Annotated in this window: 7 protein-coding genes; 6 read left to right on the forward strand and 1 reads right to left on the reverse strand. The window is 62.8% G+C overall.

The features are described from left to right. Positions 1–230: 230 nt before the first annotated feature. Together PV760_RS20200 and PV760_RS20205 are read left to right on the forward strand one after the other, a co-directional pair. Entirely contained in the window at positions 231–6,923 is a 6,693-nt protein-coding gene (locus tag PV760_RS20200; RefSeq protein WP_354628546.1) for a beta strand repeat-containing protein, read from the forward strand. Positions 6,924–7,015: 92 nt separating this feature from the next. Continuing rightward, a complete protein-coding gene (locus tag PV760_RS20205; RefSeq protein ID WP_354628547.1) occupies positions 7,016–7,444 on the forward strand; it encodes a hypothetical protein in 429 nt (142 codons plus the stop codon). A gap of 74 nt (positions 7,445–7,518) precedes the next feature. Here the strand turns inward: PV760_RS20205 and PV760_RS20210 are convergent, their stop codons facing one another. Then, positions 7,519–7,890: a hypothetical protein gene (locus PV760_RS20210; RefSeq protein ID WP_018778978.1), complete on the reverse strand. Its 372-nt coding sequence runs from the start codon at positions 7,888–7,890 to the stop codon at positions 7,519–7,521. Positions 7,891–8,178: 288 nt separating this feature from the next. Here PV760_RS20210 and PV760_RS20215 point away from each other — a divergent pair, with 288 nt between their 5' ends. From PV760_RS20215 to PV760_RS20230, 4 genes are read left to right on the forward strand one after another with little or no spacing between them, the layout of a single operon-like run. After that, positions 8,179–9,741, forward strand: coding sequence for a pyridoxal phosphate-dependent decarboxylase family protein (locus PV760_RS20215; protein WP_110505938.1), 1,563 nt, complete (start codon positions 8,179–8,181; stop codon positions 9,739–9,741). Further along, positions 9,738–11,081, forward strand: a complete 1,344-nt coding sequence (locus PV760_RS20220; protein ID WP_064722993.1) for a lysine N(6)-hydroxylase/L-ornithine N(5)-oxygenase family protein — start codon at positions 9,738–9,740, stop codon at positions 11,079–11,081. The genes PV760_RS20215 and PV760_RS20220 overlap by 4 nt, the downstream gene beginning before the upstream one ends. Next, positions 11,078–11,668, forward strand: coding sequence for a GNAT family N-acetyltransferase (locus tag PV760_RS20225; protein ID WP_354628548.1), 591 nt, complete (start codon positions 11,078–11,080; stop codon positions 11,666–11,668). Before PV760_RS20220 ends, PV760_RS20225 begins: the two co-directional genes overlap by 4 nt. Then, positions 11,665–13,506 carry an IucA/IucC family protein gene (locus PV760_RS20230; protein ID WP_354628549.1) on the forward strand — a complete coding sequence of 614 codons (1,842 nt, stop codon included), beginning with the start codon at positions 11,665–11,667 and terminating at the stop codon, positions 13,504–13,506. Before PV760_RS20225 ends, PV760_RS20230 begins: the two co-directional genes overlap by 4 nt. Positions 13,507–13,621: the final 115 nt, after the last annotated feature.

The raw sequence follows: 13,621 nt of genomic DNA on the forward strand, positions 1-13,621 counted from the left end.
TTGAAAAAATTCTTGCTGATTTCGCGTCACGATTCGTGAGTTTCGCCCACTAAGAAGTTGGGTGCTCTATGCCGTGGTGCTGTCAGGAAAATTTGGCGCTTTTCTGCGTCACGAATGGTTGTGGAAGCACACAAGGCAACTGGGAGTAGCCTTCCGCATTTCACAGCCATCACGCGAGGATTCCAAGCTCGACCGGATCCCAGGCGTGGTCCAGACAGGCAAGAGAGCCAATGAAACATTCATATCCACGAAAGCTGTTGGCGGGTGCGCTCGCTACAGCCATAATTTCCCTGGGAGTGGGTGGTGCCATGGCGCCGCCAGCCCTGGCAACCACGCCGGGAACCCCAGGCGTCACCCAGCCAGGGACGCCGGTCTACACGGAGGATTTCTCCAACCAAAACGCGACAAGTAATGCCATCAGCCTCCTGAACTACACCGGAGGCGCCGCCGCCGCCAATGAGACGTACACGGCCGATACCCCGTATACGCCCGCCGGCGGGCAGTGCGACGGATGGATCCTCAACTCTTCAACACCAACGCCGCCAACCGACCTGGGTTGCTACAGGAACCAACCGGCAGGCTGGAACCAGATCCGGTCCATGGCTCAGGCGCTTGGCCTCGCTCAAGGCCAAACTGCTGCCCAAGCCGCCAGCAACCAGGCTCTCTCCGAGTACACCAACGCAAGCTCCGGCTTGATCGATCCCGGCGTGATGTTCCGGACGACAAAGAATTCCATCCCAGCCGTATCCGGCCACTACTACGCTGTCTCGGCGTACTTTGCGGAGGTTAACTGCCACGCGGCGCACGCCAGCGAGACTTTCAGCCTCCTGGTCAACGGCACTCCGATCGTGCTGGGGACGGGTCTCGACCCCTGCGGCGGCAGCACCTCGCCGGAAGTCCAGGTCACCAAGCTGCAGTCCGGCGCGTTCAAGATTCCCGAGGGCACCTCGCCATCGTTGGGCTTGGAGCTTCGCAACGAAGCAACCACCGGGTCGGGCAACGATGTGACCTTCGACCTTCCCCAGATCGTGGATGTAACGCCGCAGCTGGACAAAGCTTTCACGCCTGCCCTCATCGGGCCGGGTGGAACCTCCACGGTTACCCTGACCGTAACCAACACTGACGACGTCAAGGCCAAGAGCGACTGGTCCATTACGGATACCCTTCCGGCCGGGCTGGTTGTCGCAGCTACCCCCAACATTGGCGGGACCTGTGTCCAGGCTGCGGGGACTGCCCCGTTCGTCAAGACCGCTGCTGCTGGCGGTAATTCCATCTCCGTCACCGGTGGCGACCTCGCTGCAGGCATCGAGTCCTGCACCATCACGGTTGACGTCACATCGGATACCGAAGGAACGTACGTCAACGGTCCGGATAACATCGTCACCAACCTGAACCCGCCGGCAGACGCGACGCTCATTGTGCGTGCCCCCCGGATTACCTTGAGCAAGGCCCTGGACGCTCCGCGACTGTCTGATGCTGATCAGTTCACCATGGAGATCCGTTCGGGCTCTGCCACCGGCCAGGTTGTCAGCAACCCCGCCAACTCCACCACCAGTGGTTCCGGCTCCACCGTTTCCACCGGAACCGGCACCACGGGGAAGTACGTCGCTGACACTGGTGCCAGCTACTACCTGACCGAGTCGGGTGGCTCCAACTTGACCGATTACGCGAAGACCATCACCTGTACAGATGCCAACGGACTGCAGGCCAATCTGCCAAGCGGCGTTGCATTTGAGGGATCCCTGGCGCTGGTACCTGTGGCCGGCGCCGACATTGACTGCGTGCTGACCAACACCGCGCAGTCGGCTCCTTCGATGACGTTCACCAAGAGCGCGGACGCGTCCGGGATTCAGTCGCCGGCTGTAGTGGGCGACAAGATCACCTACACGTTCACGGCTACCAACACCGGAAATGTGGCGTTGACGGATGTTGTCATCACCGATCCGCTGGCTGGCCTCTCCACCCTGACGTACAGCTGGCCCGGCACCCCGGGTACTCTGCTTCCGGGCGAGACTGTCACCGCGATGGCAACCTACTCCATCACGCAGGCGGACATCGACGCAGGACACGTAGCCAACTCGGCCACCACCTCGGGTAATCCTCCGACCGGTCCGCCCGTCATCCCGCCGCCCGGCACCACCGACACTCCGCTGACTCCTGGCCCCGCCATGGAATTTAGCAAGTCGGCCGATGCATCCGACATCCAGAACCCGTCCGTCGTCGGCGACATCATCACCTACACCTTCACGGCGAAGAACACCGGCAACGTGAAGTTGAGCAACGTTTCCATCAATGACCCGCTGGCTGGCCTGTCGGCTCTGGTTTACTCCTGGCCGGGCACTCCGGGCGAGTTGCTCCCGGGCCAGACCGTCACGGCTACGGCAACGTATGCCATCACCCAGGCGGACATCGACGCCGGTCACGTTGCGAACACGGCAACCACCACGGGAACCCCTCCCACCGGTCCTGCCGTGACCCCGCCCCCTGCGGGCACCGATACACCGCTGACTCCTGGCCCGGCCATGGAGTTCACCAAGACGGCGGACGCATCCGAGGTCCAGTCGCCTTCGGTAGTTGGCGACAAGATCACCTACACGTTCACGGCGAAGAACACCGGCAATGTGAAGTTGAGCAACGTCTCAATCACGGATCCGCTGGCTGGTCTTTCGGCTTTGGCCTACAACTGGCCGGGCACCCCGGGTGAACTGCTTCCCGGTCAGACGGTGACGGCTACGGCAACGTATGCCATCACCCAGGCGGATATCGACGCCGGTCACGTGGCTAACAGCGCCACGACGACGGGTACTCCTCCGTCCGGTCCTCCGGTGACGCCTCCTCCGGGAACGACGGACACTCCGTTGACCCCGGGTCCGGCCATGGAGTTCACCAAGTCGGCTGACTCCTCAGCTGTTCAGAACCCCACCAAGGTGGGTGACGTGATCACGTACTCCTTCTCCGCGAAGAACACGGGCAACGTCACGCTGAAGAACGTCTCCATCTCGGATCCGCTGGCTGGTTTGTCTGCCCTGGCATACAACTGGCCGGGCACCCCGGGTGAACTGCTTCCGGGCCAGACCGTGACGGCTACGGCAACCTACGCGGTGACGCAGGCGGATATCGACGCCGGCCATGTCGCCAACAGCGCCACCACCACTGGTACTCCTCCGTCCGGTCCTCCGGTCACGCCCCCTCCGGGAACGACGGATACCCCGTTGACCCCGGCTCCGGCGATGGAGTTCACCAAGTCGGCGGATGCCTCCGGCATCCAGAACCCTTCTGTTGCAGGTGACATCATCACCTACACGTTCACGGCCAAGAACACGGGCAACGTGAAGTTGAGCAACGTTTCCATCACTGACCCGCTGGCTGGTCTGTCAGCTTTGGCTTACACCTGGCCGGGTACTGCCGGTGAGTTGCTTCCGGGCCAGACCGTCACGGCTACGGCAACGTATGCAATCACCCAGGCTGATATCGACGCCGGTCATGTCGCCAACAGCGCCACGACGACGGGTACTCCGCCGTCCGGTCCTCCGGTGACGCCTCCTCCGGGAACGACGGATACCCCGTTGACCCCTGCTCCGGCGATGGAGTTCACCAAGACGGCGGACGCCTCCGGTATCCAGAACCCGTCCGTAGTAGGTGACCGCATCATCTACACCTTCACGGCGAAGAACACCGGCAACGTGAAGTTGAGCAACGTTTCCATCACTGACCCGCTGGCTGGTCTGTCGGCTCTGGCTTACACCTGGCCGGGAACTCCCGGTGAGTTGCTTCCGGGCCAGACCGTCACGGCTACGGCAACGTATGCCATCACGCAGGCGGATATCGACGCCGGCCATGTCGCCAACAGCGCCACCACCACTGGTACTCCGCCGTCCGGTCCTCCGGTCACGCCTCCTCCGGGAACGACGGACACCCCGTTGACCCCGGCTCCGGCGATGGAGTTCACCAAGTCTGCTGACTCCTCGGCGATCCAGGATCCGTCGGTTGTGGGTGACATCATCACCTACACGTTCACGGCCAAGAACACCGGCAACGTCACGTTGAAGAACGTTTCCATCACTGACCCGTTGGCTGGGTTGTCTGCCCTGAGCTACGTTTGGCCGGGCACTCCGGGCGAGCTGCTTCCGGGTCAGACGGTGACGGCTACGGCAACGTATGCCATTACCCAGGCTGACATCAATGCAGGTCATGTGGTGAACTCGGCCACGACGACGGGCACCCCGCCTGTTGGTCCTCCGGTGACGCCTCCTCCGGGAACGACGGACACTCCGTTGACCCCGGCTCCGGCCATGCAGTTCACCAAGTCAGCTGATACGTCGGCCGTCAAGGATCCTTCCATGGTCGGTGACGTGATCACGTATACCTTCACGGCGAAGAACACCGGCAACGTGAACCTGAGCAACGTTTCCATCACGGATCCCTTGGCTGGGTTGTCCGCCCTGAACTACGTTTGGCCGGGTACTCCGGGCGAGCTGCTTCCGGGCCAGACCGTCACGGCTACGGCAACGTATGCCATCACCCAGTCGGATATCGACGCCGGTCATGTCGCCAACAGCGCCACCACCACTGGTACTCCGCCGTCCGGTCCTCCGGTCACGCCTCCTCCGGGAACGACGGACACTCCGTTGACCCCCGAGCCGGGCATGGAGTTCACCAAGACGGCGGATGCCTCGGCAATCCAGAACCCCACCAAGGTGGGCGACGTGATCACGTATTCCTTCTCCGCGAAGAACACGGGCAACGTCACGCTGAAGAACGTGACCATCACGGATCAGTTGGCTGGTCTCTCGGCTTTGGTCTACTCCTGGCCGGGCACCGCAGGCGAGCTGCTTCCGGGCCAGACCGTGACGGCTACGGCAACGTACGCGGTGACGCAGGCGGATATCGAGGCGGGCCACGTTGCGAACTCGGCCACCACTACTGGTACTCCTCCCACCGGTCCTCCGGTGACGCCTCCTCCGGGAACGACGGATACCCCGTTGACCCCTGCTCCGGCGATGGAGTTCACCAAGTCGGCGGATGCCTCGGCTGTTCAGAACCCCGCCGAAGTGGGCGACGTGATCACTTACACGTTCACGGCGAAGAACAGTGGCAACGTCACGCTGAAGAACGTGGCAATCACGGATCCGTTGGCTGGCTTGTCGGCGTTGACGTACACCTGGCCCGGTGCTGCAGGAATCCTGCTGCCCGGTGAGACGGTGACGGCTACGGCAACCTACGCGGTGACGCAGGCGGATATCGACGCCGGCCATGTCGCCAACAGCGCCACGACGACGGGCACCCCGCCTGTTGGTCCTCCGGTCACGCCTCCTCCGGGAACGACGGACACCCCGTTGACCCCGGCTCCGGCCATGCAGTTCACCAAGACGGCGGACGCCTCCGGTATCCAGAACCCCACCAAGGTGGGTGACATCGTCAAGTACGCATTCACGGCAAAGAACACGGGCAACGTCACGTTGAAGAACGTGACCATCACGGATCAGCTGGCTGGGTTGTCGGCTCTGAGCTACAACTGGCCGGGTACTCCGGGTGAGCTGCTTCCGGGTCAGACGGTGACGGCTACGGCAACGTATGCCATCACCCAGGCGGATATCGACGCCGGTCACGTGGCTAACAGCGCCACGACGACGGGCACTCCTCCGTCCGGTCCTCCGGTGACGCCTCCTCCGGGAACGACGGATACCCCGTTGACCCCGGCTCCGGCAATGGAGTTCACCAAGTCTGCCGATGATTCCGCAGTTCATGACCCGTCGAAGGCCGGTGACCTGATCACTTACACCTTCACGGCGAAGAACACCGGCAACGTCACGTTGAAGAATGTGGTCATTGATGATCCCCTGGCTGGCCTCTCGGCTTTGACGTACAGCTGGCCCGGTGCAGCAGGAACCCTGCTTCCCGGTGAGACAGTGACGGCTACGGCAACGTACGCCATCACCCAGGCGGACATCGACGCCGGCCACGTCGCCAACTCGGCCACGACCACGGGCACTCCTCCCGTTGGTCCGCCGGTAACGCCGCCTCCGGGTGAAACGGACACTCCGTTGACCCCGGCTCCGGGCATGGAGTTCACCAAGACGGCTGACGACTCCGCTGTTCACTCGCCTTCCAAGGTCGGTGACCTGATCACTTACACCTTCACGGCGAAGAACACAGGGAACGTCACGTTGACCAACGTCTCCATCGACGACCCCCTGGCTGGACTCTCTGCGCTGAGCTACACGTGGCCCGGTGCAGCAGGAACCCTTCTTCCGGGTCAAACGGTGACGGCTACGGCAACGTATGCCATCACCCAGGCGGACATCAATGCCGGTCACGTCGCCAACTCGGCCACCACCACGGGAACTCCTCCTACCGGTCCATCGGTGACGCCTCCTCCGGGTACCACGGACACTCCGTTGACCCCGGCGGCAGGTTTGGAGTTCACCAAGACGGCTGACGCTTCTGCGGTAGGTGATCCCACCCATGTGGGTGATCTGATCACTTACACGTTCACGGTGAAGAACACCGGAAACGTTCCGCTGAAGGGCGTTGTGGTCAACGACTCCATGCCTGGTCTGTCTGCCTTGAACTACGCCTGGCCCGGTGATGCGGGAGTCCTGCTCCCCGGCCAGACGGTGACGGCTACGGCGACGTACGCCATCACGCAGGCGGATATCAACGCAGGCAAGGTGGCCAACACGGCAACTGCCACCGGCATTCCGCCCGCGGGACCGCCGGTGAGCACGCCACCTGCAACGGCTGAAGTGACCTTCCCACCGACCGTCCCGCCGGCCGCGCCGTCGGCGTCGGCGTCGGATCAGTCCGGAGGGTCGCTGGCCAGCACTGGTGTTGTTCTCACCGTGCTGCCCATCAGCCTTCTGGTGGTTGGCGCGGGTCTCTTCCTGTTCCTCGCTGGGCGCCGCAAGCGTTCCGAGGCCTAGGTAGCAGTGTGCGTGGCAGCCGGGTTCACAGCCCGGCTGCCACGCACACGTCCGTTCATTTACACATCACGAAAGATCCAGGTAGCCATCACATGAAGAAATCAGTCGCGGGCCTCGTGGGCGTGCTGGTTGCAGTCTCGGCACTGTCCGCTTGCTCTTCGCCGCAAAGCAGCGAAGCGGGCAATCCGCCGTCGTCGACCACAACCCAAGCCGCCACCACAGGCGAGGCAAAGCCGGCGAACCCGGGCACTGGCATCATCGAGGCAACCTCCATGACCTCCTGTGACACGGCGTCCGGGAAGGTGACGGCCAAAGGGACGGTGACTCCTCCGGCCCGTGCCAAAGGAGCAGTCAAGATCACCGTCAGCTGGGTGGATTCAAAGACTTCTGCCGTGCTCGCCCGTGGAGAGCAGACCTTCAAGGATGCCGCAGCAGACAAAGCTCTCGACTGGACCATCAACGCAGAAGTCTCCAAGCCAGGGGTGGACGTCAAGTGCGTCCTCGGGGCCACGGTGCTCTAGCGCGCGGCTCCAGCAGCCGGTCTCAAGCAGCCGGGACCGCTGTTCCTTTGGAGAAGCGGCCAACCAGGTATCCACTACCCGGTTGGCCGCTTTTTTTGCCACTGGATGGCATGCCAAAAGAGAAGCCCTGCCGTGAGCAGAACGCCGCCCAGGAGCGCGTAAGGAGCGTTCGACAACATCATGTACGTGAACTGGGCCGTTGAGGCAGATTGATACGGCGCCGGAGCGGGCCCGACCAATGCCGCGGCAGCGGTGGCAATGGCCCAGATCCCCACCCACAGCAAGCCTGCGTCAAGAACCCAGAGGGCGATGATGAAGGGGTTCACGGACAGGCGCCTGGGCGGCGGGCCTGCTGTCTCCGGAACATGCGGGCTGACTGCCTGTACGGCATTGCCATGCTCGTCGATTTCGCGGAAACCGATCCGCTCGTGAACGTGGTCTTTCATGGGTCCCCCAACCGCGGAATGTCCTTGTTCCTGCACTCTACTCCCCGTAGATCCGAGGTTGGGGTACCGGCTCCTGAAGGACCTAAATACCCGCCGTCTCCGCCGAAAGCGGCCGTATTCTCCACGCAAAACCCCGTCCGGAAAAGTCAATGACGGAGTGATCTTGCAGTTGTGGACCCAGAAACCGTCTTCCGAGCGAAATAGGTCACAAAAGTTTGACGCAAAGGCTTACCTAAGTAAGGCTTACCTTGCTAACAAGCGCCCCAACGCAAACGGAAGGAAGCTGACGTGACGTCACCCAGTGTCGAAGAGCGGATCGCTCAGGAACCGGATTTTGGTTCCAAGGTGGAGCTGGCCCTCGCTGCCACAAACCAGCTGTTCAACGCCCGCAATTCGCCCAGCTACGTGGCGCAGGTGCTTCAGGGAGTCAACGCCGTCTCCACCAAGGTCCAACGGACCGCCCGGCCCTTCACTGGTGTGGGGCATGCAGATCTCAAAGCGAAGGTCGGCGCGGTTGACCTTGAGCGTCCGTTGCCTGACACCGCTGCCGCCCTTGAGGAACTCGATGAGCTTTACCTCAAGGACGCTGTCTACTTCCACGACTCCCGCTACGCAGCGCACTTGAACTGCCCCGTGGTCATCCCCGCCTTGGTGGGTGAAGCAGTGCTCTCGGCCGTGAACTCTTCCATGGACACCTGGGACCAGAGCGCCGGCGCCACCATGATCGAACGCCGCCTTATCGATTGGACCGCGGAGCGCATCGGCTTCGGCGCGGAGTCCGATGGCGTCTTCACCTCAGGTGGCAGCCAGTCCAATTTCCAGGCCTTGCTGATCGCCCGCAACCACGCCGTCTCCAAGCTGCGGGCCGCGAACGGGGACGCCCGCCTGCCGCACCTTTTGGACCGGCTGCGGATCTTCACCTCCGCGGACAGCCACTTCAGCATCCAGAAGTCGGCTTCCATGCTGGGCCTCGGTTTCGACGCCGTCATCGCGATTCCTACTGCCGAAGACCACCGCATGGACCCCGCCGCGCTTGCGGCCGCTTTGGCGGAAGCTCACGACGCCGGTCTGGTACCCATGGCCGTCGTGGCCACCGCCGGGACCACGGACTTCGGCTCGGTTGACCCGCTCTCCGAGCTCGCCGCATTGGTCCGCGCCTACGATTCCTGGCTGCATGTCGATGCGGCCTACGGCGGAGGCCTGATCGTTTCCGGGCGTTACCGGCACCTTTTGGACGGTATCCACCTGGCCGATTCCGTCACTGTGGACTTCCATAAGACCTTCTTCCAGCCGGTCAGCTCCAGTGCAGTCCTGGTCCGTAACGGTTCCATGCTTGGCCACGTCACCTACTACGCGGACTACCTCAACCCTGAGAGCGCCGCGAAGGCCGAGATCCCCAACCAGGTGGACAAGAGCATCCAGACCACACGCCGTTTCGATGCCCTGAAGCTATGGCTCACGCTGCGCATCATGGGTGCGGACGCCATTGGTGCGCTCTTCGACGAGGCCATTGACCTGACGGGCCGCGTGGGCATGCTGCTGGCTGACGACCCTGAATTCGAGCTCGCGGCAGCACCGCAGCTGAGCACCCTCGTGTTCCGGTACCGCCCCGAGGTTGAGGGTTCACGACTGGCCGAAGACGCGGCAGACATCCTCAACCCAGCCATCCGTGCGGCCATCTTCGCCTCGGGTGAGGCTGTCGTTGCCGGAACCAAGGTCGCCGGACGCCACTACCTGAAATTCACCCTCCTCAACGCTGAAGCCAGCCTGGGGGACATCCACGAAATCATCGAACTGATCCGCAGGACCGGCGCCAGCCTCCTCGCAAACACCACGGAGGAAGCAGCATGAGCACCCCTGACAACGGCAGGATCTACGACGTCGCTGGCATCGGCGTCGGGCCCTTCAACCTGGGGCTGGCCGCGCTGAGCGAGCCGCTGGAAGACTTGGACTGCGTGTTCCTGGACCGCCGTGAGTCCTTCGACTGGCACCCGGGCATGATGCTTGAGCCGGCGCACTTGCAGGTTCCTTTCATGGCTGACCTCGTCACACTTGCCGACCCGACGTCGCCTTTCTCTTTCCTGAACTTCCTGAAGCAGACGGGCCGTTTGTACCGCTTCTACATCCGGGAGAATTTCTACCCGTTGCGCGCCGAGTACAACCAGTACTGCCAGTGGGTCGCGGGCCAGCTTGAGTCCGTTCGTTTTAGCACGGATGTGCTGGATATCAGCTACGACGACGGCGTGTACCGCCTTTCGGTGCAGGGACCGGATGGCGCTGAGGTGCTTCGCGCCCGTCGACTGGTCCTTGGCACCGGAACGTCCCCGTACATTCCGGACTCCTGTGCAGGAATAGTGCACGCCGGGGGACTCGTCCTCCACAACGCCGACTACCTGTCGAGGAAGAGTGAGCTGCAGTCCAAGCGCAGCATCACCATCGTGGGCAGCGGCCAGAGCGCTGCGGAGCTCTACTACGAACTCCTTCAGGAAATCGACGTCTACGGCTACCAGCTGAACTGGGTCACCCGCTCCGGGCGCTTCTTCCCGCTGGAGTACACCAAGCTCACGCTCGAGATGACGTCTCCGGAGTACGTCGACTACTTCCATTCGCTGCCGGGCGAGCAGCGCGATTCACTGATCAAGAGCCAGAAGAACCTGTACAAGGGCATCAACTCGGACCTGATCGACGACATTTACGATCTCCTTTACACCAAGAGCCTCTCCGGCATGGTGGACACGCAGCTGCACACCCATTCGACACTGACCGCAGCGGCGTGGGACGCGGCGACGGGCACCCATACCCTCCAGTTGCACCACGAGGAACACGGCCGCGACTACAGCCTCGAGTCCGAAGCCGTGGTCCTGGCGACCGGCTACAGCTACAAGGAACCTGCCTTCCTGGGCGGCATCCACGACCGCATCCGCCGCGACTCCAAGGGCCGCTTCGACGTCGAGCGCAACTATGGAACCGGCGTCGAACCCGGCGAGATCTTCGTCCAGAACGCGGAGCTCCACACTCACGGTTTCGTGACTCCGGACCTTGGCATGGCCGCCTACCGCAACTCCTGCATCCTGCGCGAAATTACCGGACGCGAGGTCTACCCGATCGAGCGCAGCATCGCCTTCCAGCAGTTTGGAGCGCCCGCTCCCGTGCCGGCCGGCGTCCCGGAGAACGCCGGGGTGACGGCATGAGCTTCACCTTCCGCGCTGTGGACCCCGTAGCCGACGCACCTGTCCTTCACAGCTGGGTGAGTCAGGAGTATGCCCGCTTCTGGGGCATGCTTTCGGCCACTGAGCAGGACGTTGTGGAGGAATACTCAAAGATCGCCGCCTCCGGTCACCACCAAGCGTTCCTGGGACTCGACGACGGCGTCCCCGCCTTCCTGATGGAGCGGTACCGTCCGGAGTCTTCGCCGCTGGCGGACGTTTACGACGTCCAGCGCGGCGACGTTGGCATGCACCTGCTGGTGTCGCCGCCGGTCGGTGAGCCGCAACCGGGCTACACCACGGCCGTTATGCAGTCCGTGATGACGGAACTGTTCGCGGACCCCGCAACCCGGCGGATCGTCGTCGAGCCTGACGCCCGCAACCACAAGATCCATGTCCTCAACGAGAAAGTGGGCTTCCGCCCGCACGGCGTGGTGACCCTTCCCGCCGTCGATCCTGCCGAAGACCATAAGCAGGGGCTTCTGAGCTTCAGCGCCCGCGAGGATTTCCTCGCCACCCTGACCCCGATTCTGGCCGCGCCTGCCGCGGCGACCAGAGGAGAATCCCTGTGACCACCACTGCCGACAAAGCGACGACCACCGCCGTTGATTCCGTGTCGCACTTGACCCCTGAACGCTGGGCGGCAGCAAACCGCCATCTGGTCCGCAAGGCAATCGCGGAGTTCTCGCACGAACGCATCCTGGTGCCGGAGCTTATTCGCGATGAAGGCGCCGGCATTGGGCTTTACCGCGTAATGAGCGACGATGACGCCACCGAATACCGTTTCCGTGCACGGCTGTTGCAGCTTGAGCACTGGTCTGTTTTCGCCGACTCCATAGTGCGCCTGCGCGACGGCGGGGAGTTGCCCATTGACGCCTTGGACTTCATCGCCGAGTTTCACGAGGCACTGGCCATCCGGATGGAAATGCTGCCGGTGTACCTCGAGGAGATCAGCAGCACGCTGGCCAGCCACGCGTATAAGCAGGGCAAGCCGTTCAGCTCGGCCGAACTGGCAGCGGGCATCACGGGCGGGACCGACCCGGCCGCTGACTTCCAGGCCATTGAACACAGCATGACCGAAGGCCACCCCTGTTTCGTGGCCAACAACGGCCGGCTTGGTTTCGGGATCGCGGACTACCATGCGTTCGCGCCGGAAACCGGGGCAACCGTAAAGCTTCAATGGATCGCAGTGCACCGCAGCAAGGCAGTTTTCACCTCGAGCGCGGGGCTGGACTACCGGACACACTTCGAAGCTGAACTCGGGCCGGCCACCTTGGCGTGGTTCAACGCAGAGCTATCCGCGTCCGGCCTGGATCCCGAGGACTATCTCCTCATGCCGGTCCATCCGTGGCAGTGGGACAACAAGCTCACCGTGACGTTCGCGGCAGAAATCGCCCAGCGACACATCGTGAACCTGGGTACGGGGGAGGACAACTACCAGGCGCAACAGTCCATCCGTACCTTCTTCAACACCACCTCACCGGAGAAGGCGTACGTGAAGACGGCCATGTCCGTGCTGAACATGGGCTTCATGCGTGGCCTGTCTCCGCAGTACATGAAGGCAACGCCAGCCATCAACGACTGGCTTCAGGAACTGATCGGCAATGACCAGGAGCTCCAGAGCCGGGGCCTGGCCATGATCCGTGAAACCGCTGCCATCGGCTACCACAACCACTACTACGAGGCGGCTTCCGCCAAGGGTTCGCCCTACCGCAAGATGCTCTCAGCCCTGTGGAGGGAGAGTCCGCTGCCGTTGCTTAAGGACGGGCAACAGCTGGCCACCATGGCGTCATTGCTGCATGTGGATTCGTCCGGAGAGTCCGTGGTTTCGGCCCTGATTTCCCGGTCCGGCCTGGCGCCCACCGAATGGCTTGGCCGCTACTTCGAGGCCTACCTGGTGCCGCTGGTCCACTGCCTCTACGAGTACGAGCTCGCCTTCATGCCACACGGGGAGAACGTGATCCTGATCCTCGAAAACGGCGTGCCGGTCCGGGCGATCATGAAGGACATCGCCGAGGAAATCGTTGTCATGGGGGACCGGCTGGAGCTGCCGGAAGAAGTCTCGCGCATCAAGGCCGAGATCCCTGCCGAGGAAATGGTCCTGGCCATCTTCACGGACGTCTTTGACTGCATCTTCCGCTTCCTGTCCGCGGTTCTCGTGGAGGACGGGACACTGGCCGAGGACGAATTCTGGGAGACCACCGCTGCTGTGCTGCGCGAATACCAGCAGCGCCATCCGGAGCTTGCAGACCAGTTCGCCATGCATGACCTGTTCGCGGCGGACTTCGAGCTGTCCTGTCTCAACCGTCTCCAGCTCCGGAACAACCAGCAGATGCTCGACATCTCGGACCCCTCCGGAGGGCTGCAAATGGCCGGCCGCTTGACCAACCCCTTGGCCAAGTTCGCGTAGTCAGGTCCGGCCGAGGTGACAGTTAATGCCAATCGTGGTCGGGCAAAGTCATAGGGTCGTTGCAACGCTCTGATTGATGGAGCGTTTTATGGTCAAGTTGTTCCCCAAGGCTGCG

It is taken from the genome of Paenarthrobacter sp. CC6, from assembly GCF_040560085.1.
GTDB classification, from domain to species: domain Bacteria; phylum Actinomycetota; class Actinomycetes; order Actinomycetales; family Micrococcaceae; genus Arthrobacter; species Arthrobacter nicotinovorans.

Bases quoted from the DNA above. Each gene is read 5' to 3' on its own strand.
- PV760_RS20200 (WP_354628546.1), top strand. From the start codon at position 231: ATGAAACATTCATATCCACGAAAGCTGTTGGCGGGTGCGCTCGCTACA.
- PV760_RS20205 (WP_354628547.1), top strand. From the start codon at position 7,016: ATGAAGAAATCAGTCGCGGGCCTCGTGGGCGTGCTGGTTGCAGTCTCG.
- PV760_RS20210 (WP_018778978.1), bottom strand. From the start codon at position 7,890: ATGAAAGACCACGTTCACGAGCGGATCGGTTTCCGCGAAATCGACGAG.
- PV760_RS20220 (WP_064722993.1), top strand. From the start codon at position 9,738: ATGAGCACCCCTGACAACGGCAGGATCTACGACGTCGCTGGCATCGGC.
- PV760_RS20225 (WP_354628548.1), top strand. From the start codon at position 11,078: ATGAGCTTCACCTTCCGCGCTGTGGACCCCGTAGCCGACGCACCTGTC.